Source organism: Streptomyces sp. JL2001 (assembly GCF_050917515.1).
Taxonomy (GTDB): Bacteria; Actinomycetota; Actinomycetes; order Streptomycetales; family Streptomycetaceae; genus Streptomyces.
The window spans coordinates 7263324-7285701 of record NZ_CP169421.1; the positions used below are offsets into that span (position 1 = coordinate 7263324).

Sequence of the window (22378 nt, forward strand, 5' to 3'; positions counted from 1 at the left end):
GACCGTGGCCGGCTCATCCTGAGTCAAGGGGACCCCCGGTTCGAGGAAGGGACGGGCGTGGTTGTCACGCACGCTCACCGAGTGGGAAATCTAGCCCTTTTTGTCGGTATTGTCCGCTCGAATGATCCGTTCGTGCCCGCGCCACCCCGGAACGGAGCCCCACGCACGAGCGGCACCCGCCCGCTCCGCCCACCCGGGGGTGACGGAGCGGGCGAGTGCCGCCAGGGGAGTGCCTCGATCAGCCCGCGGCCCGGTACGCGGCGGTCAGCTTGCCGACGGCGCCGGTGAGGTCCCCGGTCAGGAGCAGGTGGTCGGCCTCGGCGAAGGGCTTCGCCGTCGCCTCGGTGATGTCCTGCCCGATCCGGTGCTGGACGACGAGCCGCGCCCGGCCGACCAGTTCCGCCCCTTCCGGCGACGTTCCCCGGCCGGCCGCCTGGAGGACCTTGGCCGCCAGGCCGATGGCCTTCAGGGTGACCTCGCCGCCGACCGGCGCCGGCTGCGCGCCCAGGGTCGTCAGACCCCAGCCGTACGGGAACTGCGGGGCGTAGGTCGCGTCGCCGACGTTGATCGGCAGCTGCGCCTCGGACTTCGGCCAGGTCACGGGGAGCCGGCCGGTGAAGGGCCGCTTCCCGTAGAGGACGTCGGCGACGCCGTCGCCCTCGGTGCCGGGCAGCCACGACGCGACGAGCGCGTCGATCGCGCCGAGCCGGTCGCCGATCAGCTGCGGCCGGCCGGACACGACCAGGACGGCGCACGGCATCGCGGCGCAGACCCTGTCGACGGCCGCCTTGTCCGCGGCCGTCAGTTCGAGGTCGTTGCCGTTGCCCACGTCGCCGAAGCCCTCGGCGTACGGGGTCTCGCCGACGACGACCACACCGACGTCGTAGCCGTCGACGGCCGCCGAGGCGTCCTTCGAGTAGTCGATCCGCGCGTCCGGCGCGGCCTTCCGCATGCCTTCGAGGATCGTCGTGCCGGTGGTGGTCCGGCCCGAGGCGCCCTGCCAGCTGATGGTCCAGCCGCCGGCCTGGTTGCCGAGGTCGTCGGCGTTGGAACCGGCGACGTACACCTTCTGCGACTTCTTCAGCGGCAGGACGGCGCCCTCGTTCTTCAGCAGCACCTGGGACTTGGCGGCGGCCTCACGGGCGACCGCGCGGTGCTCGGCCGAGCCGATCGCGGCCAGGTTCGTGGTGTCCGCGTAGGGCCGCTCGAACAGGCCCAGCCGGAACTTCTGCGTCAGGATCCGCGACACCGCGTCGTCGATCCGGGACTGCGGGATCCGCCCGGCCGCCACCTCGTCCTTCAGGGTCCTGGTGAAGTCCTGGTAGTTGGTCGGCACCATGATCATGTCCAGCCCGGCGTTGACCGAGGTCCGGACGTCGCTCGGGTAGTCGCCCGGGATCTGGTCGATGGCCTGCCAGTCGCTGATCACGAAGCCCTCGAAGCCCATGCGGTCCTTCAGGACGCCGTTGATCATCTCGGCGTTGGCGTGCATCTTCACCGGGCCCTGGTCGTCGCCCAGGACGTCCAGCGAGGAGTAGGACGGCATGACGGTGCCCGCACCGCGTTTCACGGCCTCGGCGAACGGTGCCAGGTGCACCGCCTCCAGCTCCTCCCGGGTGACCTTCGTGACGCCCTGGTCGATGGTGTACGAGCCCGTGGTCGAGGAGCCGAACGCGGTGCCGCCGTCGCCCACGAAGTGCTTGGCGCTGGTCAGCACCTTGTCGTTGCGCGCGAGGTCCTTGCCGTTGCGGGCGCCCTGCATGCCGTTGATCACGGTCTCCATGGCCGTCACCAGAGCCGGGTCCTCGCCGAACGCCTCGTAGGAACGGCCCCAGCGCTCGTCGCGGGTCACGCAGAGGCAGGGGGCGAAGTCCCACGGGACGCCGGTCGCCCGCACCTCCTTCGCGGTCACGGCGCCGGTCCGCTCGGCGACCTTCGCGTCACGGCTCGCGCCGATGCCGATGTTGTGCGGCATGATCGTCGAACCGATCACGTTGTTGTGGCCGTGCACCGCGTCCACGCCGTAGATCAGCGGGATCTGGAACCGGGTGGCCCGGGTGCGCAGCTGGTAGGCGTCGACCATCTTCGCCCAGGCCTCGGGCGCGTTGGGCGTGGGCACCGACCCGCCGCCGGACAGCAGCGAGCCCAGGTCATAGGCGGCGATGTCGCCCTGCGACCGCAGGGCGTTGCGCTCGGCCTGCGTCATCTGCCCGGCCTTCTCCGCCGGGGACATGCGGGCCAGCAGGTCGGCGACGCGCTTCTTCACCGGCAGCCGCTTGTCGAGGTACGGCAGCCCGTGCGCGTCCACCACGACCACGGGGTTCTCGGCCGGGGCCTTGGCGCCGGTGACCGTCAGCGTCAGCGGGACCGTCTCCGCGGACTCGGCCGCGCCGTCCTTCCTGGTGGTCACGGCGATCGTGCGCGTCGCGCCGGAGGCGGTGCCCGCCGGGAACGTGACGGTGCCGGAGACCGGGGTGTAGTCCGCACCGGACTCGGCGCTGCCGGCGCCGGTGGTGTACGCGACCGTGACGGGTTCGGCGATCGGCCCGGAGCCGGTGGTGGCGACCGAGACCTTCACGTCGGCGGTGCCGCCCTCGGTCACCGGGTACACCCCGGCGCCGACGACGACCTTGGTGGTGAGGGCCGGTTCCGCCTTGCCGTACAGCTCGACGCCGTCGAGGGCGAAGCGGCCGGGCGCGCCGGGAGGCAGCGTGAGCGCGTACCCCCACATCTCGTTCAGTCCGAGGACCTGGTCGATGCCGCCGACCGGCTGGTAGTCGGCCCGGTACTGGAAGTCGGAGAACGGGATCTCGACGAGGTGCCAGCCCTCCCAGTCGTCGGTGAAGGACGTCGTCCACAGCTCCGAGGCCTCGCCGTTGGCGCCGCCGTCCTTGAGCTCGAAGTGGATGCGCTTGCCGGAGCCGGGCGGCAGGGGAGCGGTGTTCTGGCCGAACCACCAGAACCGGATGCCCTTGGCTGCGGTCCAGTCGTGGGCCGGCTTGTCGAACGCGAAGTCGTGGCTGAACCCGCCCCAGCCGCTGATGTCGTAGCCGCCTTCGAGGACCTTGCCGCCCTCGGGGGCGTCGGCCCGGTCGGCGATCCGCAGCGTCGGCGGGTCGTCGGCGTCGCTGCCCCAGGTGAAGATGCCCTCCGCGGGCGGATTCGCGAACGGCACCTCCCCCTCGAAGCGGTCGACGGCCACCGGCGCGGGCTCGTCGGCCGCGGCGCTCGGCAGGGCTCCGGCGAGGAGCCCGCCGAGGAGGGCGGTGGCGGCGATCGCCGCCGTACTGGTTCTGCTCCTGAAGCGGATCCCGAGGCGAGATCGTGGCATTGCGGCTCCTTCTGCGCGACACGGACGTGCGGGTGACAGGGGAACGGGGGACAGCGGCAGGGAAGGTGACGGGGGGTCGGCGACGCGGCCCGCGCCGGATCAGCGGGCCGGTGCGGAGCTTCGGACGACGAGTTCGGTGGGCAGGACGACCGGCTCGACGGGGACGGGCTCGCCGGCCAGTGCGGCGAGCAGCATTCCGGCGGCAGTCTCGCCCATGCGGCGCATGGGCTGGCGGACCGTGGTCAGCGGCGGTTCGGTGTGCCGGGCCATCGGGATGTCGTCGAAGCCCACGACGGCCACGTCGTCCGGGACGACGCGCCCCGCCGCGCGCAGGGACCGGAGCGCGCCCGCGGCGATCAGGTCGTTGTGCGCGACGACGCAGTCGAAGTCCCACCCTTGGGTGAGCGCCTGTTCGACCGCCGAGCGCCCCGTGTCCTCGGTGAACTCGCCCGCGATGACCAGATCGGCGGGCATGACCTCGCGGAACCCCGCCAGCCGTTCGCGCACGCAGCCGAAGTCACGTCGTCCGGTGACGACAAGGGGGCGGGTGCGCCCCGAGGCGAGCAGGTGCGCGGCGGCGGACGCGCCGCCGGCCCGGTTCGTGGTGGCGACCGAGGGGAAGAGCGGGTGGTGGCCGCGGTCGTCGATCATCACGACGGGCAGGCCGCGCCGGTGCATGGCCGTGATGGTGTCGAGGGTGTTCTCCGGCTCGACGACGAGCAGCCCGTCGAAGGCCCGGGCCGAGACCTGGGCGGCGAAATGGCCGACCGAGTCCGCGCCCCGGTTGCAGGTGAACAGCAGCAGCCCGTAACCGGCCGCCTCGACGGTGTCGACGACGCCCTGCAGCACCTCGCCCATCCACGGCCAGGTGAGCGACGGCGTCAGCATGCCGATGATGCGGCTGCTGCCACGCGCCAGGCCGACCGCCCCGGAGCTCGGTACGTAGCCCAGGCCGGCGATCACTTCACGAACACGGGCGGCGGTGCCGGCGTCCACCTCGGCACCGGCGTTCAGGACCCGGGACACGGTCGTCTTGCTGACACCCGCCTGACGTGCGACGTCGGCGATCGTGACACGCATCAGGGGCCTCCCCGTCGGTGACGGACGGCGGTACGGGCACCGGCCGCCGTGTGCTGACATCGCTGTCGGAACCGCTTCCGGAACCGGTTCCGGCGCGGTGCGGCGAGTCAACAGGCAGGCCGCCATGCCGTCAAGAGTTCACGTCGACAACGGCTGGATTCCCAAGTTCACGTCTCGAGGCGGGAGTTGTTCGTTCAAGGTCTGAATGCGAGAAGCCTTGACGGGTGACCCGGGGGGCAGTTCACTCACGCCTCGGTCCATCACTCGGTCCACAGCGCCACCCCCACACTCCGCCGAGAAGGGCACCGCCATGATCCGATCGACGCAGCGGCCGCGGTTCGGCCGCCGGCTCGCGAGGGCACTCCTCGCCGGCACCCTCGCCACGGCCGGCCTGACCGGTCTGACCGCCGGCACCGCGCAGGCCGCGGGCGAACAGGTGAACATCTGGCTCACCACCACCGACGACGCCGGAGGGCGCCACGTCACCCGCGGCCTCCAGCAGCAGGCCCCGGTCGCCTTCCAGGCCGGTACCGGCGGTGGCGGCACGAACATCACCGTCGACGAGAACACCCGCTACCAGACCTTCACCGGCGGCGGCGCCTCCTTCACGGACACCGCCGCCTGGCTCATGAAGGGCTCCGGAGCCCTCTCCCAGGCGACCCGCGACGAGGCGATGCGGAAGCTCTTCTCACCGACGGAGGGCATCGGGCTCTCCTTCGTACGCAACCCCATGGGCGGCTCCGACCTCGCCCGCTTCGGTTACACCTACGACGACCTGCCGGCCGGTCAGACCGACCCCACCCTGGCGAGGTTCACCCTCGCCCACGATCTCCAGGACGTCCTGCCCCTCACCCGGCAGGCCCGCCAGCTCAACCCCGGGCTGACGCTCGTCGCCTCCCCCTGGACCGCGCCCGCCTGGATGAAGGACAGCGGCTCCCTCAACGGAGGCTGGCTCAAGGCCGAGCACTACGGCGCCTACGCCGACTACTTCGTGAAGTACCTCCAGGCGTGGCGGGACCAGGGCGTCCCGGTCGACTACGTCACCGCCCAGAACGAGCCGACCTGCTGTGCCGGCTACCCGTCGATGAGCTGGAACGCCTCGGGCCTCGCCTACTTCACCAGGAGCGAGCTGCTGCCCAAGCTCCGGTCGGCGGGCCTCGGCGCGAAGGTCCTCGCCCACGACTGGAACTGGGACACCTACGACGCCTACGCCGCCCAGACGGTCGACGACGCGGCCGTGCGCGACCACCCGAACTTCGGCGGCGTGGCCTGGCACGGCTACGGCGGCGACGTGGCGAAGCAGACGGACGTCCACCACCGCTACCCGCAGCTCGACGCCTTCCAGACCGAACACTCCGGCGGGACCTGGATCGGGCACCAGCAGCGCGAGGACATGACGAACATCATCGACTACACCCGCAACTGGGCGAAGTCCGTGACCAAGTGGTCCCTGGCGGTCGACCAGAACCGGGGACCGCACAACGGCGGCTGCGGCACCTGCGACGGGCTGATCACGGTCCACAACGGCGACTCCCGGCACGGCCAGGTGGACTACACCGTCGAGTACTACACGATGGGGCACCTGACGAAGTTCGTGAAACCGGGAGCGCACCGGATCGCCTCCACCGGCAGCACCGCGGTACCGAACGTCGCCTGGCGCAACCCGGACGGCTCGAAGGCGCTCATCGCCTACAACGACTCCACCGCGGCGCAGACCCTCACGGTCAACTGGGGATCCCAGCGCTACACCTACTCCCTGCCGGGCCGGACGTCCGCGACCTTCACCTGGTCGGGCGGCCAGGACGGCGGCTCCGAGCGGACCGGCACCCTCGTGGGCCTGGCCGGCAAGTGCCTCGACGTCGCGGGCGGCGCCGACGCGGACGGTACGGCCGTCCAGCTCTGGGACTGCAACGGCACGGCGGCCCAGCGCTGGACCGTACGCGCCGACGGCACGGTCCGGGCGCTCGGCAAGTGCCTGGACGTGACCTCCGGGGCGACGGCCGACGGCGCCAAGGTGCAGCTCCACACGTGCAACGGTTCCGGCGCCCAGCAGTGGCGACCGGAGTCGGCATCGGCCGATCTGGTGAACGTGCCGGCCGACAAGTGCCTGGACGCCTCCGGCAACAGCTCCGCCAACGGGACCAGGGCGCAGATCTGGACCTGCACCGGCGCGGCCAACCAGAAGTGGCGCCTGCAGTGACCGTGCCGTCCGATGTCGCCCGACAAGATCGGGCCAAAGGGTGTAGGCACGGGGCGGGACGGGGAATACTGGATCAGGCGCTCGCAGTGCGCGCCGCAGCGGCCGTCCGTGCCGCTGCTGAATTGACCAGAGGGACAAGCATGGCCAGCGGCACCGTGAAGTGGTTCAACTCCGAAAAGGGCTTCGGCTTCATCGCCCAGGACGGCGGCGGACCGGACGTCTTCGCTCACTACTCCAACATCTCCGGCAACGGATACCGCGAACTGACGGAGGGTGAGACCGTCACCTTCGACATCACGCAGGGCCAGAAGGGCCCGCAGGCGGAGAACATCATTCGCGGCTGAGACCCGGCCTCGCGTCTCTCGTCGCCGACGGCGCCCGTACCGCGGTACGGGCGCCGTCGGCATGTCCGCTCCCGTGTGATGAAGCCGGGCGGACCGGTCCGCGCCGTGAGCGCCGGCGGTGCGGAGCCCGTGCGGGCTGGGGCCCCGGAGGCTGCGCCGGTTGCGGTGGTTGGCCGAAGGCGGTGCGGAAGCGGCGGTGGTGCATGCGTCGACCCTTGACGGCTTCGGTCCTGTCCCGGACCCGGTGCAAAGCAGGCGTCTCAGCTCTCGGCGGGGGTGGCGGGCTGGTCTGCTCGCCGGGAATCGGATCGCCATCAACGGGGTTGGTGGTGGGACGAGCCGATCATCGGAGGGGTCATGCGAGCGATTCAGGTGTACGAAGTGGGCGGTCCCGAGGTGCTGCGGGAGGCCGAGGTGGACCCGCCGCGGCCGGGTCCGGGCGAGGCGGTCGTGGAGGTCGCCGCATCCGGGGTCAACTTCCTCGACGTCTACCATCGCGAAGGCCGGTACAGCGTCCCGCTGCCCTTCACCCCGGGCTCCGAGGGCGCCGGCACGGTCGTCGAAGTGGGACCCGGCGTCGCTGACGTCGCGGTCGGGGACCGGGTCGGTTGGGTGGAGATTCCCGGCACGTATGCCGAGCGGGCCGTCGTGGACTCCTCCCGGCTGGTGCCGCTGCCCGACGATATCGGCTTCGAGACGGCCGCCGCCGTGCTCCTCCAAGGCATGACCGCGCACTATCTCGTCAAGGACGCCTACCCGGTTCAGGGGGGCGACACGGTGCTCGTGCACGCGGCTGCTGGTGGCATGGGGCTGCTGTTGACCCAGCTCATCACCCATCTCGGCGGCAGGGTGATCGGCACGACGTCGACCACGGCGAAGGCCGAGCTGGCGAAGCGTGCCGGGGCCGCTGAGGTGATCCTTTCCTCCGCGGTCGACGATCTCGCAGCCGAGGTGAGGCGGCTCAACGGCGGTCAGGGACTGCCGGTCGTCTTCGACGGCGTCGGCGCGCACACCTTCGATGCGAGCCTCGCCAGCCTGCGAACCCGCGGCCATCTCGTGCTCTTCGGCGCGGCAAGTGGTGCCGTGCCTCCGTTTGATCCGATTCGGCTCGCCCACGGCGGTTCGCTGACCCTGATCCGGCCCAGCCTCGGGGACTTCATCGCCGATCGGTCCGAACTGCTCCGACGGGCAGCCGATGTGTTCGAGTGGGTGCGCTCCAAGGCGCTCGAGGTCACCGTGACGGGCCGCTACGCATTGTCCGAGGCCGCCCGGGCCCACAGCGACCTGGAGGCTCGGCGCACCACCGGCAAGCTGCTCGTCGTACCCGATGCGGCCGCCATGGGACGCCGCGAGGAGACGCCGAGCTGATCGCGGGTGACGAGGTCGGGGATCTTGGAGACCGAGATGCCGAGGGCATGGCCGACCGTCATCGCCAAGGTCCCCGACGGCGTCAGGCGCTCAGCAGGCCGAGATCCAGTTCTGGCGGGTTTCCGGCGTGTCTGGGTCACACCCCTTCAAGATCCCTCAGCCGAGACCTGGCTCACCCGTCCACAACCTCCCGGGACAGAACAGCCAGGTCCCGCCAGGCTCTTGACGGTCACTTAACTTACTTCTTAAATCAGGTAGGCAACAAAGAAGTGGCCATCTGCCGGACGTGGAGTCATGTCATGCCCATGCCTACCTGCCGTCTCCCTGCGGCCCTCGGCCTCCGGCAGGGGCCCACTCCTCCCCCCACACGGAAGAGAGAGCCATGCACTCCTCCCGCACCCCCCGACGCCCCCTGAGGTCGGCGCTGTCGGCCCTCGCGGGCGCCGCCCTGTTACTCGGCCTCGCGGCCGCCGCTCCCGGTCCCGCCGCCGCGAGCGCCACGCGGGCGGAGCCCGCCGCCCAGGCGGCCGCCGTCACGTTCGCCGAGGAGTTCGACGGGCCCGCCGGCGCCGCCGTCAACGCCGGTCGCTGGCAGCTGGAGACAGGCGACAACGTCAACAACCACGAACGGCAGTACTACACGGCCGGTACCGCCAACGCCGCGCTCGACGGCCAGGGCCATCTCGTCATCACCGCCCGCCGTGAGAACCCCGGCAACTACAACTGCTGGTACGGCCGCTGTGAGTACACCTCGGCCCGGCTGAACACCGCAGGACGCTTCACCGCGCAGTACGGCCGGGTCGAGGCACGGATGAAGGTGCCCCGCGGCCAGGGCATGTGGCCGGCGTTCTGGATGCTCGGCAACGACCTCGGCCAGGTCGGCTGGCCGAACTCGGGCGAGATCGACGTCATGGAGAACGTCGGCTTCGAGCCCTTCACCGTCCACGGCACCCTCCACGGGCCCGGCTACTCCGGAGCGGGCGGCATCGGCGCCGGCTACACGCTGCCCGGCGGACAGGCGTTCGCCGACGCGTTCCACACCTTCGCCGTGGACTGGGCCCCCGACCGGATCACCTGGTCGGTCGACGGGACCGTCTACCAGACCCGTACGCCCGCCGATCTCGGTGGCCGCACCTGGGTCTTCAACAAGCCCTTCTTCCTCATCCTGAACCTCGCGGTCGGCGGTTACTGGCCCGGAGACCCGGACGGCTCCACCGCCTTCCCGCAGCAGCTCGTCGTGGACCACGTCCGCGTCACCACCGGGGACAGCCCGGGCACGGCGGGACGGATCAGCGGACTCGGCGGCAAGTGCGTCGACGTCACCGCCGCCAACACGGCCAACGGCACCCCGGTGCAGCTCTACGACTGCAACGGCACCGCGGCCCAGCAGTGGACCGTCGGCGCGGACGGCACGATCCGGGCACTGGGCAAGTGCCTCGACGCCGCCTCCGGCGGCACCGCGGACGGCACGCCCGTCCAGCTCTGGGAGTGCAACGGCACGGCCGCCCAGCGCTGGGTCGCCACCGCCGCCCGGGACATCGTCAACCCGCAGGCCGACAAGTGCCTGGACGCGACGGGCAACAGCTCCGCCAACGGCACCCGGCTCCAGCTCTGGACCTGCTCCGGCGGAGCGAACCAGAAGTGGACGGTGGGCTGACCGGCGGCCCCCCGACACGCCTCCCGCGGCCGCCGCACCGGCGCCGCGGGAGGCACTGCCGGCAGAGCCGGTTCAGCAGGGGTGCTTGTCCTGGCCCGTCCCGCAGATCGGGCCGGGATCCTCGTAGAGGGAGAACAGGAAGACGGCCCACGCCACCAGCGCGACGAGGGTGCCGATGGTCCACCACTTGTTCTGCCGGCGGACACCGCCCTCGTCAGGACCACGGTTCTCGGCTTCGTCGTTCATCCTGTACCCCCCTCGGACCGGCCTCGTAGCGAAGGACGCTCCACGCGGTGTGCCGGGTTCCCGGAAACCTCGGCCGCGCTGACGCCCCTCGCCCGCCCGGGCCGCGCACGGGGTCAGGACGACTGCCGGGCGGCCCGCCAGTGGGGCGCGAGGACGGACCAGACCTCCTCGTCGTGACGCCGGCCGCGGTAGAGGTGGCTCTCGCGCAGGACGGCGTCCTTGGTCATCCCCAGACGCCGGGCGACGGCGATGCTCGGCGCGTTGCCCGCGGACACCACCCACTCCACCCGGTGGACGCCCCTGCTGTCGAAGGCCCAGTCCAGCAGAACCCGCGCGGCCCGGGTGACCAGACCCCGGCCGACGGCCGCCGGCTCCAGCCAGCAGCCCGCCTCGGCGAGCCCCTGCGTCACGTCCAGCGTCCGCAGGATCACCGCCCCGACCAGTACGCCGTCGCTCCGGATGCCGTGGATGCGGCCGGTGTCCGCCGCGGTCCTGTCCGCGTACGCCTGGAGGAACGCGCGGCTCGACTCCAGGTCCGTGACGACGTCGGGCAGCCCGTTGTGCCGGCCGATGAACTCCCGCCCCCGGTCGATGTGGGCGAGGAACTCCCCGGCCTGCCAGGCTTCGAGAGGACACAGCTCGGCACCGTCGTCACCCAGGGATATCGCGTACATCGTCACCTTCCACGGTCGCCATGCGGCAGGGCGAAAGGATCTTCTCACGGAGCCGGCGCGAGGCCCGAGGTTTCCCGTGGGCGGTCCGGCAGGCCGCGCGGCCCGGAGCGGGCCGGTTTTCCCGACCCGCTCCGCCCCGTGCGCGTGGCTCAGACGGTGGCGCGTTCCACCGGGATCCAGAGTTCGGCGGTCGCCTCCGTCGCGTCCTCCGACAGGCTCACCCGCAGGATCTCCGGGCCCGGCCTGCTGCGGTACGGGTTCGACGGGAACCACTGGGTGAAGACGTCCCGCCACAGGTACTGGAGTGCCTGCGGGAACGGGCCCGCGTTCTCGAAGACGGCCCACGACCCCGCCGGGACGGACAGGGCGTCCATGTCCTCGGGGGCGTCGGCCGAGGTCGCCACCCCGTGGTAGTAGTCGAGTTCGGTGCCCTCCGCCCGGCTCGGGTCGAGCTGGTCGCTCACCGCGACGACGCCCGCCGGCTCCTGGTCCGACAAGGCCGCGATCCGCTCCAGCGTGTCGGGGCCGATGCCCCGGATGAACGCCGCGATCGCCGGATTGACGCCCTCGTGGACGAGTGGCACCCGTGCCTTCCTGCCGACCACACGGAAGGTCTCCTTGTCCACGATCCTGTATCGCATGCTGCTGTTCCCTTCGACGACGAGTCGGAAGGAGAGCCGGGGCTGGGACTGCAGCGCGGCACCGGTCCGCCGGGCGTCGGCCGGACCGACCCCGTGCATCGCACGGAAGGCCCGCGCGAACCCCTCGCCCGAGCCGTAGCCGTACCGCGTCGCGATGTCCAGCAGCGTCCGCTCACCGGCGAGCACCTCGGCGCCCGCCACGGACAGCCGCCGGCGCCGGACGTACTCCGACAACGGCCGGCCCGCGAGGGCCGAGAACATCCGCCGGAAGTGGTACTCCGACGTCATCGCCGTCCGCGCGAGCTCGGCCACGTCGATCGGCTGATCCAGATGGGACTCGATGTGCTCCATGGCCTCGTTCAGCCGTTCCAGCATCCCGCGCTCCTTCCCTTTCGCCCACCACGTTAGGAAGGACCCACCCTGCCGGACCCGACGATCCGTGCCCGAACCGGTCGGGTGCCGATCACCGGGCCAGGCGCCCGCGCGACCCCGCGATCGCCTGCGGAAACGGCCGGGAACCGGGGAAATCCGCTCGGCAGGCAATCCGAGAGGGGCTCTCGTGCCGAATGACAGGTAAAGCGTCTTTTGGGGTGTAGTCCGATGAGGATCGTTGAGGGGTGTGCACGCACACCGGAAAGCAAGACCGTCCTGCGGGGGCAGATCCGTGCCGGCCTCACGGCCCGCGGGTGCGCCTCCGTCGTCGACGACGTGATGCTCGTCGTCACCGAGCTGATCGCGAACGCCTCGCTGCACGGAGGACCGCCGGTCACGCTGTCCGTCGTACTCGCTCCGGCCGGCGGGGCCGTCCACGTCGAGGTCGGCGACGCGGGGCGCGGAATGGACGTGGCCCGCGTCCGCGCGCGGTGGCGGCACCCGTCCTTCACGCTCGGGGAGCGGGGCCGGGGCCTCTTCCTCATCGACGCCCTGTGCTCCGGCTGGGGATCGCGCCTCTCGGACGACAGCCACACCACCTGGGCCGAGATCGCGCTCCCGGCCGACGCGGGCGGCGATGGCGGCGCGGGCGGCGCGGTGACGGAGTGGGAACGGCCGGCGCCCGGCCGTCTCTCCGCCCGTGGGACGCGCCCGCCGGCCCCTGTCGCCGTCGCCGTCCCCTCCCTGCCCCTCCTCGTGGTGTAGCCGGCACCCTCGGTCCCGCCCGGAGGCGGGAACCGAGGCCCCGTACGGGCCGGCGGCGCGGCCGCTCCGCTCCCGCCGCCGGGCAGGATGCCCTGGCGGTGCGGGAGGAGCGGCCGCGCCGCATGCTGTGGGGAGAGACGTGTGGGCGCCCGCCGCCGGTCCGCCGAGCGAGGGCGGCGCGGGCCCGGCGAGAGGCTGGCGGGCATGCGGTCGGTGAGAGAGGCCGGGGACACGGCGGCGCGCGCCCTCGGCAGGATTCCCTGGTGGCTCGCCCTGTGCGCCGGGGTGGGGTGCGCCGCCGTCGGGCTGGTACTGGTCTTCCGGCCGTTCGCGTCCCTCACCGTCCTTCTCGTGGTGGTGGCCGTGGCGCTCGCCGCGACGGGGCTGACCGAGCTCTTCCACGCGTCCCGGGCGGAGCAGCCGTTCGCGGAGGTCGCCTCGGCCCTCCTCTGGCTGGTGGCCGCCGTCCTGGTCCTGGCACAGCCGGACCTGTCCCTGGACCTGCTGCGGGTGATCCTGGGCGTCGTGCTCTGCGTCACCGGAGTCCTGCGCACGGCCGCCGCGCTCAAGGACCGCGAGAGCGGGCGCCTGACCGCGGGGCTTCTGGGTGCGGCGAGCGTGGTCCTCGGGATCCTCGCTCTGACCTGGCCCGACGCGACGCTGCTGGTGGTCGCCGTGCTCTTCGGCGCCCACACCTTCCTCTTCGGCTGCCGGCAGGCCGTCGACGCCGTGCGGCGAGGCCGCGCGGGCGGCCGGTCACGGTGACCCGTCGGAGGTCCCGGGGCGGGGCGTGACCCGGCGCGGGCGCGCCACAGCCCTCCCGTGGGGAGCCGGGAGGGGCGGCGTGGCCCCGCCGCCGCGGGGCGGGCGGGGCCGTCGCGCGTTCCCTCTCCGGGGGTGGACTGCGAGGACCGCGCAGGGACACCTTGCCACCGGGGGGCTCGGATGCAACAGGGTCGTGCGCGAAAGAACCTTGGGCATATGCCGTGGCGTCGGCCCCCGCCTGGCGCACCCGGCGCCTTCCGGTGCTCCGACCGGAAACGACCACCAGGTCGGCGTCGACCGACCTCGCGGGCGGTCGGATGTGACGACACGTCCGACCGCCGCGAGGCGGTGCTGTGTCGGAGGGCTCCCCGGTGATCCGTGGAGCACTCTTCAGCGGCCCATCCCGTAGACCTGCGGCGTGGCGGAGGGACGGGTCCGGGACAGCTTCGCGGCCGTGCCGCGGGCCACTTCGAAAGCCGTCGCCGGGTTCCCGTCCGCGCGCCACGGATGGGCGCCGCACCACGGCCCGATCAGGCGGAACTGCTCCAGGGCGGGCGCGTACATCATCGACCGGAGCATGTAGTGCGCCAGCAGGTGGCGCAGGGTCGGCAGACGCTCGTCGTCGGGCTCGACCTGGTCGAACGAGGCGGCTATCCGCTTGAGCAGGTTCCTCGTCATCGGCGTGACGGGCAGCGCGGCGGAGATGGGCCGGTCGGTGAGCTCGTTCAGCGCGTGCAGGTAGATTCCGGCGAGCGGGCTGCCGGGCGGCGCTTTGCGAACGGCCTGGCGGGCGAACCGCATCATCCGCCGGTCGCTGCCGAACCACTTGGCGCACCAGTACTGGAGGGCCTGCCAGTGCCCCTCGTAGTGGTGGGGTGCGCGGGCGACGAGCCCTGCCCAGAGGGGCTTGAACTGTGCGCGGCTGTACTGGGCTCCGCGTGCGGCCGTGACCATGACGACCCAGGGGCCCGGGTCGGCGGGGTCCAGCAGCGCGGCCTGCCGTGCCTCCTCGATCGCGGCCGGGAGCATCGCGCGGAAGCGGTTCATGTCCGAGGTCATGACCTCGTGGGCGTAGCCGCTGCCCCGGATCTCCCAGGCGCGGTGGACCGTGATGCTCGCGTGGAGCGTGGCCGCGTCGCAGTTCCCGGGCTCGGCGACGCGCCAGGCGTGGAGCCAGGCGTCGTCCTCCCGGGCGACCTGCTGCAGGAGCTCCAACCGGGCCCAGCGCTCGTCCCAGTCCTCGCCTGCCGCGCGGACGTACCGCTCGGCGGGCTTCCAGTCTCCCTCCCACGCGGCCTCGGCCACGGCCTGCCTCTCCTCCGCCCGATGCGCCGGTGGGGGCGGGCCGGGGCGCCGCGGGTCGAGCTGTTCACGGGGCGGAAGGCCGTAGGCGGACGCCACGAAGTGCTCTCCGACCCAACCGGTGACACGGCGGGGGGTGATGACGAGGCGGTAGAGCACGGCGAGGAACACGCCGACGACGACGGTGAGGAAGAGGGTCACGACGGGGAATCATTCCCGAGCTGATCACTCTCCGCAATAGTCCAGGCCAATGATAAGGCGAGGTCAGAGGCGGTCCCAGGGTCCCGGCTTCGGTCGGCTCGGGCACCGGTGACCGCCGGCGGGCGAACCCGGGCACGTGAGGCAGGGCCGGGGCGGGCTTTCGCCGCCGACCGTCGTCACCCCGCACGACCGTGCCCATCCGCCGGCGCGGAGACCTCGGAACTCCCTTGCGCCCGGCCACGATTCGGGTGATCCCGGAGACGGGTTGCGGGCGCGCGGGCTCGCCTCCGGACAGCTCTTAGGGTGGGCCCATGACCGACCCGGTGCTGGAACTGCTGCGACGACATCCGGACCTGGCCGCCCTCGCGGCCTTTCCGTTCCAGTTCGATCTGGAGCGCGCCCGTCACGTCGAGGACGTGCATCTGGCGTCCGGTGCCCCGCTGGAGCCGATCGCGGGGGACGACACCGGCGGTACCTACTTCCTCTGCGAGGGAGGGGCCGTGCTCCACGCCTCCTCCGAAGGCGACGCCGCGCTGCTGGCCGACAGCGTCGGCGAAGCGCTCGAGATCCTGATCCGGCTGCCCTGGTGGTGCGAGGAGGTCTCCGCCGATCTCGGCGAGGACGAACTCGCGGCCGTCCTGCGGGCGGGCGACACCGAGGCCAAGGAGGAGTTCGCGCCCGAACTGGACGAGCAGCGGGCCCGGTTGCTCGCGGGCCTCGGGCTGCCGGACCGGCCGTTGACAGAACTCGTCGCGCGGTCGGAGGCCGCCGCGCTGCGCACCGAACCGGACCACGTCCTCCTCGGCTCCGCCGAACTCCGCGCGTACCGCGTCCACGAGTCCGCCCGGCGCCCGCTGCGCGAGGTGGTCCTGGGACCGGGCCGGGAGGCGCTGGAACGGATGCGAGCCGGTGACGCCGGGGCCCGGGAGACGGCGGCCGGGGATCCGGTGCTCCGGGCGGGGGTGCTGCACGCGGCCTCGTACGACCCGCGGGACGACGACCTCCCGCTGCTGCGGCTCCTCCTCGCGCGCGAGGACGCCGAGCGGACCGAGTGGTACGCCGAACGATGGCTGGCCGCGGCGCTGGTGGCGCCCCACGCCCGGGACGCGGACATCCCCCTCCTGCGGTCGGCGACGGACGGGCAGGTCGCCGACCGCGCCGGCGCGGTCGCGTTCGCCCGCGCCGCGGAGACGAGACGCCGGGAGCGGGAGGGAACCGCGGAGGAGGAGTTCGCCTGGGCCGACCTGGCCCTGCGTCAGGAGCGCGTCGCACACGCCCGGATCGCGCTCATCCGGCTGCTGGACGACACCGGCCCGGACGCCGACCGGCTCCGCAGGCTGAGCCGCGCGCTGGAACGCGCAGGCGACCACGCGCAGGCCGCGCGCGCCCGGGCCGACCTGCTCTCGCTGCAGGACACGGCGGCCGGCCGGGCGTCACAGGCGTACGTCCTCGCCCGCCTGGAGCGGCTCAAGGGCGACCTCGAGGCGGCGGGGCACGCGCTGGAGCGGGCCCGGGCGGCGGTCGGCGCGGACGGCCCCCGGGGCCGGGCCGCGACGGACACCGGCGACCCCGGTCTGCTCCGCCGCGGACTCGGCCGGCTGATCACGGAACAGCACCTCGAACTCACGCTCGCCGCGATCGACGCGGCCGACGCCGGGCTCGCGCGGGCGACCATGGCCCACGCGCGCCGCCTGCTGGACCTGATCGGCAAGGAGTCGGCGAAAGAGCTCGCCCCGCTGTCCACGCGGGCGAAATGGGCGGTGGCGCGCCTGCGCACCTGACCCCACGGCGAGGCACCCGGGGGAACGGCGTCCCGCCGCGCCCCCGTACCGCTGGCGGAGCCGCTTCCTCCGGCTCCGGAAATTCGACTGGTCCAACCAGTTGACCAGTGATGGCGGCGCGTCCACTCTGATCGCCATGACCCAGGAACGTCAGGAACCCATCCGGCGCGAGGCCGTCTCCGATCAGCTCTACGGGCTGCTCCGGGACCGGATCCTCGCCGGCTCCTACGCCGCCGGCGACGCGCTCACGGCGGAGCGGGACCTCGCCGCCGAGTTCGGCGTGAACCGCCACGCCGTCCGCGAGGCGGTCAAGCGCCTCCAGCAGGCCCGGCTCGTCGACGTCAGCCACGGCGGCCGGACGCTCGTCCTCGACTGGCGCCGCACGGCCGGCCTCGACCTCGCCGTCGGCATCGCGCGCGCCGACGACGACCGCAGCCTCGACGGACTCGCCCGCGACGCACTGGAGATGCGGGCCTGCATCGGCGCGGACGCGGCCCGGCTGTGCGCGCTGCGCTGCTCCCAGGAGACCGCGGCCCGCATCGTCGACGCCGCCGGCCGCTACACCCAGGCGGGTCCCGACCTCGCCGCGCTGGGGGCCGCCGACGTCGCCTGGTGGCGGCTGATCGTCGAGGGCTCCGGGAACCTGGCCTACCTGCTGGCGTTCAACAGCCTGATCAACGGCTCGCTGCCGATCGCGGACGTGCCGGTGGACCTGCGCACCGCCGAACTCCTGGACGTCGACGCCCACCTGCGGCTCGCCGCACACATCGCCGCCCGGGAGCCCGAGCAGGCCGAACGCCTGGCGGGCGAACTGCTCGCCCGCAGCGTGCCCGTCACCGGAAAGGCGGTGCGCTGACGTGATACCCGCCGTGATGTACGCGATCCCCGCCTTCGTGCTGCTGGTGGCGGTGGAGGCGCTGTCCTACCGCTTCCTCCCGGACGGCGACGAACGCGGATACGAGATCCGCGACACGGTCACGAGCATGTCCATGGGAGCCGGAAGCCAGGTCATCGGCCTGCCGTGGAAGGTGGTCGCGGTCCTCGCCTACGCCGCGCTCTACTCCGTGTCCCCCTGGGAGCTCTCGCCGTCCTCGGTGTGGACCTGGGTCCTGCTGTTCTTCGCCGACGACCTCGCGTACTACGCCTTCCACCGCGCCCATCACCGGGTACGCGTGCTGTGGGCGAGCCACTCGGTGCACCACTCCAGCGTCCGCTACAACCTCTCCACCGCGCTGCGCCAGAGCTGGACGCCGATGACGAGCCTGCCGTTCTGGCTGCCGCTCGCGCTGCTCGGCATCCCGCCGTGGATGATCCTCCTCCAGCAGTCCGTGAGCCTCGTCTACCAGTTCTTCCTGCACACCGAGCGGGTCGGCACCCTGTGGCGCCCGGTGGAGGCGGTCTTCAACACACCGTCCCACCACCGCGTCCACCACGGCTCGAACGACGTCTATCTGGACCGCAACTACGGCGGCATCCTCATCGTCTGGGACCGGCTCTTCGGCACGTTCGAGCCCGAGGGCGAGCGCGTCGTCTACGGACTGACCAAGAACATCGACACCTACAACCCGCTGAAGGTCGCCCTCCACGAGTACCGGGCCGCCTGGCGCGACGTACGGACGGCCGGGCGCTGGCGGGACCGGGCCGGGTACCTCTTCGGCCCGCCCGGCTGGACCCCGACGACGGAGGCCTGACATGGCGACCCCCGATCGATCCACCGGACCGGGCCCCGCCGGGGGAGCCGTCCACCGGCCGCCCCCGCTCCTGGCGGTCTTCGGGCTGCTGGCCGTCGTCGAGATCACCGCCGTCGCGCTGCGCTGGCCGGCCCTGCAATGGGCCACCAAGCCGCTGCTCGCACCGGTGCTGGCCCTCCATCTGTGGCGCCGCACCGGTGACCGGCACACGCGCGTGCTCGCCGGCCTCGGCTTCGCCACGGCCGGGGACGTGGCACTGCTGGTCCCGGGCCCCGCCGCCTTCGGGATCGGCATCGCCTTCTTCCTCGGGGCACAACTCTGCTGGATCTCCGCGTTCGTCGGGCAGGGAGCCGTTCCGTACCTGCGCGCCCGCCGCCCGCTCTGCCTGGCGTACGCGGCCGTGTGGGCCGGCGCGGTGGCGGCGCTCGTCCCCTCGCTCGACGCGGTGCTGGCCGGTGCGATCGCCGTCTACAGCATGGCGCTGGTGGCCATGGCCCTGACGGCGCACGTCATGGGCCCGCGGGCCGCGCTCGGCGGCGGTGTGTTCGTGCTGTCCGACCTGCTGATCGGCCTCGGCGCCGCGGGCCTCGACTTCACCGGCCGTCCCGTCCTCGTCATGACGACGTACGCGGCGGCGCTCGTCCTGCTCACCACGGCCTTCGCCGGCGACCGCGGCCCGGTCGCCGGCGAAACGGCTCCGGCCGAACTCCTGGGCCGGCCGCGCGAGCACGGCACGAGCGGGACCGCCGCGCCGGGGCACGGTGTCCCACTGGACGGCTCCGGCCCGTCCGACGGGTCACCGGCGGTACCGCGGTGAAGGGCTGACGCACCCGGACCCCTTCGCCGACGGGTCCGCGTCGGCGAAGGGGTCCGGGGGACGGTGCCGCTCCGTGGGCCGTCAGGCGCCCACGTACGCCGCCAGATGCTCGCCCGTGAGCGTGGAACCGTCGGCGACCAGGTCCGCCGGCGTGCCCTCGAAGACGACCCGGCCGCCGTCGTGGCCCGCGCCCGGCCCGAGGTCGATGATCCAGTCGGCGTGCGCCATCACCGCCTGGTGGTGCTCGACGACGATGACCGACTTCCCGGAGTCGACGAGCCGGTCCAGCATCCCGAGCAGCTGCTCGACGTCGGCGAGGTGCAGCCCGGTCGTCGGCTCGTCGAGCACGTAGATCCCGCCCTTGTCGGCCATGTGCGTGGCCAGCTTGAGGCGCTGACGCTCGCCGCCGGACAGCGTGGTGAGCGGCTGGCCGAGGCTGATGTAGCCGAGGCCGACGTCGGCGAGCCGGGCGAGGACGCGCTGCGCGGCCGGCGTGGCCGCCTCGCCCTCGCCGAAGAACTCCACGGCCTCCGTCACCGACATCGCCAGCACCTCGCTGATGTCCCGCCCGCCGAGGCGGTACTCGAGCACCGACGCCTGGTAGCGCCTGCCCTCGCAGTCCTCGCACGGCGAGGCGACGCCGGCCATCATCGCCAGGTCGGTGTAGATGACACCCGCGCCGTTGCACGTCGGGCAGGCGCCCTCGGAGTTGGCGCTGAACAGCGCCGGCTTCACCCCGTTGACCTTCGCGAACGCCTTCCGGATCGGTTCGAGCAGACCCGTGTACGTCGCCGGGTTGCTCCGCCGCGAGCCACGGATCGGCGTCTGGTCGATCGACACCACGTTCTCGCCGGCGGGGATCGACCCGTGGACGAGCGAGCTCTTCCCCGACCCCGCGACCCCGGTGACGACGGCGAGCACCCCGAGCGGGACGTCGACGTCCACCTTGCGCAGGTTGTTCGTCGTCGCGCCGCGGATCTGCAGGGCGCCGGTGGGCGTCCGTACGGACTCCTTGACGGCGGCACGGTCGTCGAAGTGGCGGCCGGTCACGGTGTCACCCGCCCGCAGCCCCTCCACGGTGCCCTCGAAGCAGACGCCGCCGCCGGCCGTACCGGCGCCGGGGCCGAGGTCGACGACGTGGTCGGCGATCGCGATGGTCTCCGGCTTGTGCTCCACGACGAGCACCGTGTTCCCCTTGTCCCGCAGCCGCAGCAGCAGGTCGTTCATCCGCTGGATGTCATGGGGGTGCAGACCGGCGGTCGGCTCGTCGAAGACGTAGGTCACGTCGGTGAGCGAGGAGCCGAGGTGCCGGATCATCTTGACGCGCTGCGCCTCGCCGCCGGACAGCGTGCCCGCCGGCCGGTCGAGCGCCAGGTAACCGAGGCCGATCTCCACGAACGAGTCGAGGGTCCGCTGCAGCGCGGCCAGCAGCGGTGCCACCGACGGCTCCTGCAGACCGCGGACCCACTCGGCCAGGTCGCTGATCTGCATCGCGCAGGCGTCCGCGATGCTGATCCGCTTGATCTTCGAGGACCGCGCCCCCTCGCTGAGCCGGGAGCCGTCGCACTCGGGACAGGTGGTGAAGGTGACCGCCCGCTCCACGAACGCCCGGATGTGCGGCTGCATGGCCTCCTTGTCCTTGGACAGGAAGGACTTCTGGATCTTGGGGATCAGTCCCTCGTAGGTGAGGTTCACCCCCTCGACCTTCACCTTGGTGGGCTCCCGGTAGAGGAAGTCCTGCATCTCCCTCTTGGTGAACTTGCGGATCGGCTTGTTCGGGTCGAGGAGGCCCGACTCGGCGTAGACCCGCACCGTCCAGAAGCTGTCCGACTTCCAGCCGGGGATGGTGAACGCGCCCTCGGCGAGCGACTTGGAGTCGTCGTAGAGCTGGGTGAGGTCGATGTCGGAGACCGACCCGCGGCCCTCGCAGCGCGGACACATGCCGCCGGTGCGGTTGAAGGTCGCCTTCACCGTCTTCTTCGCGCCGCGCTCGACGGTGATGGCGCCGCTCGCCCGGACCGACGGCACGTTGAAGGCGTACGCGCTCGGCGGGCCGATGTGCGGCTTGCCGAGCCGGCTGAAGAGGATGCGCAGCATCGCGTTGGCGTCGGTGGCGGTGCCGACCGTGGAGCGCGGGTCGGCGCCCATCCGCTGCTGGTCCACGGTGATCACCGTGGTCAGCCCTTCGAGGACGTCCACCTCGGGCCGCGCGAGCGTGGGCATGAATCCCTGGACGAAGGCGCTGTAGGTCTCGTTGATCAGCCGCTGGGACTCGGCGGCGATCGTGTTGAAGACCAGCGAGCTCTTGCCCGAGCCGGACACCCCGGTGAACACCGTCAGCCGGCGCTTCGGGATCTCGATGCTGACGTCCTTGAGGTTGTTCTCGCGCGCGCCGTGCACCCGGATCAGATCGTGGTTGTCGGCGACGTGCGAAGCGGACGACTTCGTGGTCGACCTGGCGGCCCTGCTCATCGTGTCTCCATCTGTCGGGCGGGGAGCCTTCCCCGTCTCCCTGTCGTTCGGCGTCGCCCGGCTCGATCCGGCCCGTCGCGCACACGGCTCCGCGTGCGTCGGGCGGGCCCGGCCCCTCACTGGGGCCGGGGCCGGTTGTCCGTTCCCCCGTGCGGCGCGAAGTCCATGACGGCCACGCTAGCCGCGGCCCGGAGACCGCGCTTCTCGATTCCTGATCGGTCGCGTGACCTGCTTCGACACGCACGAGGGCATCTCGGGCGACGGCGTCGCCGTCTCCCGCCGGTAGGCGCTCGGCGGCATCCCGACCAGCTCGGTGAAGCGGCTGCTGAAGGTGCCCAGCGAGGCGCAGCCGACCTCGAAGCAGACCTCGGTGACACTGAGGTCGCCGCGGCGCAGCAGTGCCATCGCGCGCTCGATGCGGCGCGTCATGAGGTAGCTGTACGGCGACTCGCCGTAGGCGGCCCGGAACTCGCGGCTCAGGTGCCCGGCGGACATGTGGACGCCCCGGGCGAGGGCCTCCACGTCCAGGGGCTGTGCGTACTCCCGGTCGATGCGGTCGCGCACACGACGCAGCCGCGCGAGATCGCGCAGGCGTTCCTCCGCGGATGGTCTGCTGGTCACCCTTGGCATCGTGCCACAGCGGCGGGCTCGGGACCGGGAGAGTCGTGATC

At 72.4% G+C, this 22378-nt stretch carries 18 protein-coding genes; 10 read left to right on the plus strand and 8 right to left on the minus strand.

What is annotated here, in order from left to right; all coding sequences use genetic code 11:
- Window positions 1-238 precede the first annotated feature (238 nt).
- A complete protein-coding gene (locus tag ACE1OA_RS32440) occupies window positions 239-3331 on the minus strand; it encodes a glycoside hydrolase family 3 protein (protein WP_432753811.1) in 3093 nt (1030 codons plus the stop codon).
- Between the two features lie 99 nt (window positions 3332-3430).
- Window positions 3431-4411, minus strand: coding sequence for a LacI family DNA-binding transcriptional regulator (locus ACE1OA_RS32445; RefSeq protein WP_432753812.1), 981 nt, complete (start codon window positions 4409-4411; stop codon window positions 3431-3433).
- Between the two features lie 310 nt (window positions 4412-4721).
- Here ACE1OA_RS32445 and ACE1OA_RS32450 point away from each other — a divergent pair, with 310 nt between their 5' ends.
- The 4 genes from ACE1OA_RS32450 to ACE1OA_RS32465 all read left to right on the plus strand — a co-directional run bounded on the left by ACE1OA_RS32450 (window position 4722) and on the right by ACE1OA_RS32465 (window position 9980).
- Window positions 4722-6611, plus strand: a complete 1890-nt coding sequence (locus ACE1OA_RS32450) for a ricin-type beta-trefoil lectin domain protein (RefSeq protein WP_432753813.1) — start codon at window positions 4722-4724, stop codon at window positions 6609-6611.
- A 140-nt stretch (window positions 6612-6751) separates the two neighbouring features.
- On the plus strand, window positions 6752-6955 hold the full coding sequence (locus tag ACE1OA_RS32455; protein WP_147981444.1) for a cold-shock protein: 204 nt from the start codon (window positions 6752-6754) through the stop codon (window positions 6953-6955).
- A 357-nt stretch (window positions 6956-7312) separates the two neighbouring features.
- Window positions 7313-8323: a quinone oxidoreductase family protein gene (locus ACE1OA_RS32460; protein WP_432753814.1), complete on the plus strand. Its 1011-nt coding sequence runs from the start codon at window positions 7313-7315 to the stop codon at window positions 8321-8323.
- 382 nt (window positions 8324-8705) lie between these two features.
- On the plus strand, window positions 8706-9980 hold the full coding sequence (locus ACE1OA_RS32465; protein ID WP_432753815.1) for a ricin-type beta-trefoil lectin domain protein: 1275 nt from the start codon (window positions 8706-8708) through the stop codon (window positions 9978-9980).
- Between the two features lie 72 nt (window positions 9981-10052).
- On the opposite strand, the gene ACE1OA_RS32470 is transcribed toward ACE1OA_RS32465, so the two are convergent.
- From ACE1OA_RS32470 to ACE1OA_RS32480, 3 genes are all read right to left on the minus strand, one after another.
- Complete coding sequence (locus ACE1OA_RS32470; RefSeq protein WP_356601650.1) at window positions 10053-10226, minus strand: hypothetical protein; 174 nt, start codon at window positions 10224-10226, stop codon at window positions 10053-10055.
- Between the two features lie 113 nt (window positions 10227-10339).
- Window positions 10340-10900, minus strand: a complete 561-nt coding sequence (locus ACE1OA_RS32475; protein WP_432753816.1) for a GNAT family N-acetyltransferase — start codon at window positions 10898-10900, stop codon at window positions 10340-10342.
- Between the two features lie 149 nt (window positions 10901-11049).
- Window positions 11050-11916 carry a GyrI-like domain-containing protein gene (locus ACE1OA_RS32480; RefSeq protein ID WP_386545814.1) on the minus strand — a complete coding sequence of 289 codons (867 nt, stop codon included), beginning with the start codon at window positions 11914-11916 and terminating at the stop codon, window positions 11050-11052.
- 225 nt (window positions 11917-12141) lie between these two features.
- On the opposite strand from ACE1OA_RS32480, the gene ACE1OA_RS32485 reads away from it, so the two are divergent.
- A complete protein-coding gene (locus ACE1OA_RS32485) occupies window positions 12142-12678 on the plus strand; it encodes an ATP-binding protein (RefSeq protein WP_432753817.1) in 537 nt (178 codons plus the stop codon).
- 204 nt (window positions 12679-12882) lie between these two features.
- Complete coding sequence (locus ACE1OA_RS32490; RefSeq protein WP_356601646.1) at window positions 12883-13443, plus strand: HdeD family acid-resistance protein; 561 nt, start codon at window positions 12883-12885, stop codon at window positions 13441-13443.
- 390 nt (window positions 13444-13833) lie between these two features.
- On the opposite strand, the gene ACE1OA_RS32495 is transcribed toward ACE1OA_RS32490, so the two are convergent.
- Window positions 13834-14946: a hypothetical protein gene (locus ACE1OA_RS32495; protein WP_432753818.1), complete on the minus strand. Its 1113-nt coding sequence runs from the start codon at window positions 14944-14946 to the stop codon at window positions 13834-13836.
- A 311-nt stretch (window positions 14947-15257) separates the two neighbouring features.
- On the opposite strand from ACE1OA_RS32495, the gene ACE1OA_RS32500 reads away from it, so the two are divergent.
- From ACE1OA_RS32500 to ACE1OA_RS32515, 4 genes are all read left to right on the plus strand, one after another.
- Window positions 15258-16727, plus strand: a complete 1470-nt coding sequence (locus ACE1OA_RS32500; protein ID WP_432753819.1) for a hypothetical protein — start codon at window positions 15258-15260, stop codon at window positions 16725-16727.
- Window positions 16728-16863: 136 nt separating this feature from the next.
- A complete protein-coding gene (locus tag ACE1OA_RS32505) occupies window positions 16864-17583 on the plus strand; it encodes a FadR/GntR family transcriptional regulator (protein WP_356601643.1) in 720 nt (239 codons plus the stop codon).
- Window position 17584: 1 nt separating this feature from the next.
- Window positions 17585-18418, plus strand: a complete 834-nt coding sequence (locus tag ACE1OA_RS32510) for a sterol desaturase family protein (protein ID WP_432753820.1) — start codon at window positions 17585-17587, stop codon at window positions 18416-18418.
- A 1-nt stretch (window position 18419) separates the two neighbouring features.
- A complete protein-coding gene (locus tag ACE1OA_RS32515) occupies window positions 18420-19235 on the plus strand; it encodes a lysoplasmalogenase (protein WP_432753821.1) in 816 nt (271 codons plus the stop codon).
- Between the two features lie 81 nt (window positions 19236-19316).
- On the opposite strand, the gene ACE1OA_RS32520 is transcribed toward ACE1OA_RS32515, so the two are convergent.
- Both ACE1OA_RS32520 and ACE1OA_RS32525 read right to left on the minus strand, forming a co-directional pair.
- Complete coding sequence (locus tag ACE1OA_RS32520; RefSeq protein WP_356601640.1) at window positions 19317-21707, minus strand: excinuclease ABC subunit UvrA; 2391 nt, start codon at window positions 21705-21707, stop codon at window positions 19317-19319.
- Between the two features lie 177 nt (window positions 21708-21884).
- Entirely contained in the window at window positions 21885-22337 is a 453-nt protein-coding gene (locus ACE1OA_RS32525) for a helix-turn-helix transcriptional regulator (RefSeq protein ID WP_384873747.1), read from the minus strand.
- Window positions 22338-22378: the final 41 nt, after the last annotated feature.

What these genes read in the sequence shown, in the direction of transcription:
- ACE1OA_RS32445 (WP_432753812.1), bottom strand. Translation starts at nt 4,411, where the DNA reads ATGCGTGTCACGATCGCCGACGTCGCACGTCAGGCGGGTGTCAGCAAG.
- ACE1OA_RS32525 (WP_384873747.1), bottom strand. Translation starts at nt 22,337, where the DNA reads ATGCCAAGGGTGACCAGCAGACCATCCGCGGAGGAACGCCTGCGCGAT.
- ACE1OA_RS32480 (WP_386545814.1), bottom strand. Translation starts at nt 11,916, where the DNA reads ATGCTGGAACGGCTGAACGAGGCCATGGAGCACATCGAGTCCCATCTG.
- ACE1OA_RS32505 (WP_356601643.1), top strand. Translation starts at nt 16,864, where the DNA reads ATGACCCAGGAACGTCAGGAACCCATCCGGCGCGAGGCCGTCTCCGAT.
- ACE1OA_RS32470 (WP_356601650.1), bottom strand. Translation starts at nt 10,226, where the DNA reads ATGAACGACGAAGCCGAGAACCGTGGTCCTGACGAGGGCGGTGTCCGC.
- ACE1OA_RS32450 (WP_432753813.1), top strand. Translation starts at nt 4,722, where the DNA reads ATGATCCGATCGACGCAGCGGCCGCGGTTCGGCCGCCGGCTCGCGAGG.
- ACE1OA_RS32455 (WP_147981444.1), top strand. Translation starts at nt 6,752, where the DNA reads ATGGCCAGCGGCACCGTGAAGTGGTTCAACTCCGAAAAGGGCTTCGGC.
- ACE1OA_RS32500 (WP_432753819.1), top strand. Translation starts at nt 15,258, where the DNA reads ATGACCGACCCGGTGCTGGAACTGCTGCGACGACATCCGGACCTGGCC.
- ACE1OA_RS32440 (WP_432753811.1), bottom strand. Translation starts at nt 3,331, where the DNA reads ATGCCACGATCTCGCCTCGGGATCCGCTTCAGGAGCAGAACCAGTACG.
- ACE1OA_RS32490 (WP_356601646.1), top strand. Translation starts at nt 12,883, where the DNA reads ATGCGGTCGGTGAGAGAGGCCGGGGACACGGCGGCGCGCGCCCTCGGC.
- ACE1OA_RS32485 (WP_432753817.1), top strand. Translation starts at nt 12,142, where the DNA reads ATGAGGATCGTTGAGGGGTGTGCACGCACACCGGAAAGCAAGACCGTC.
- ACE1OA_RS32465 (WP_432753815.1), top strand. Translation starts at nt 8,706, where the DNA reads ATGCACTCCTCCCGCACCCCCCGACGCCCCCTGAGGTCGGCGCTGTCG.
- ACE1OA_RS32520 (WP_356601640.1), bottom strand. Translation starts at nt 21,707, where the DNA reads ATGAGCAGGGCCGCCAGGTCGACCACGAAGTCGTCCGCTTCGCACGTC.
- ACE1OA_RS32515 (WP_432753821.1), top strand. Translation starts at nt 18,420, where the DNA reads ATGGCGACCCCCGATCGATCCACCGGACCGGGCCCCGCCGGGGGAGCC.
- ACE1OA_RS32460 (WP_432753814.1), top strand. Translation starts at nt 7,313, where the DNA reads ATGCGAGCGATTCAGGTGTACGAAGTGGGCGGTCCCGAGGTGCTGCGG.
- ACE1OA_RS32475 (WP_432753816.1), bottom strand. Translation starts at nt 10,900, where the DNA reads ATGTACGCGATATCCCTGGGTGACGACGGTGCCGAGCTGTGTCCTCTC.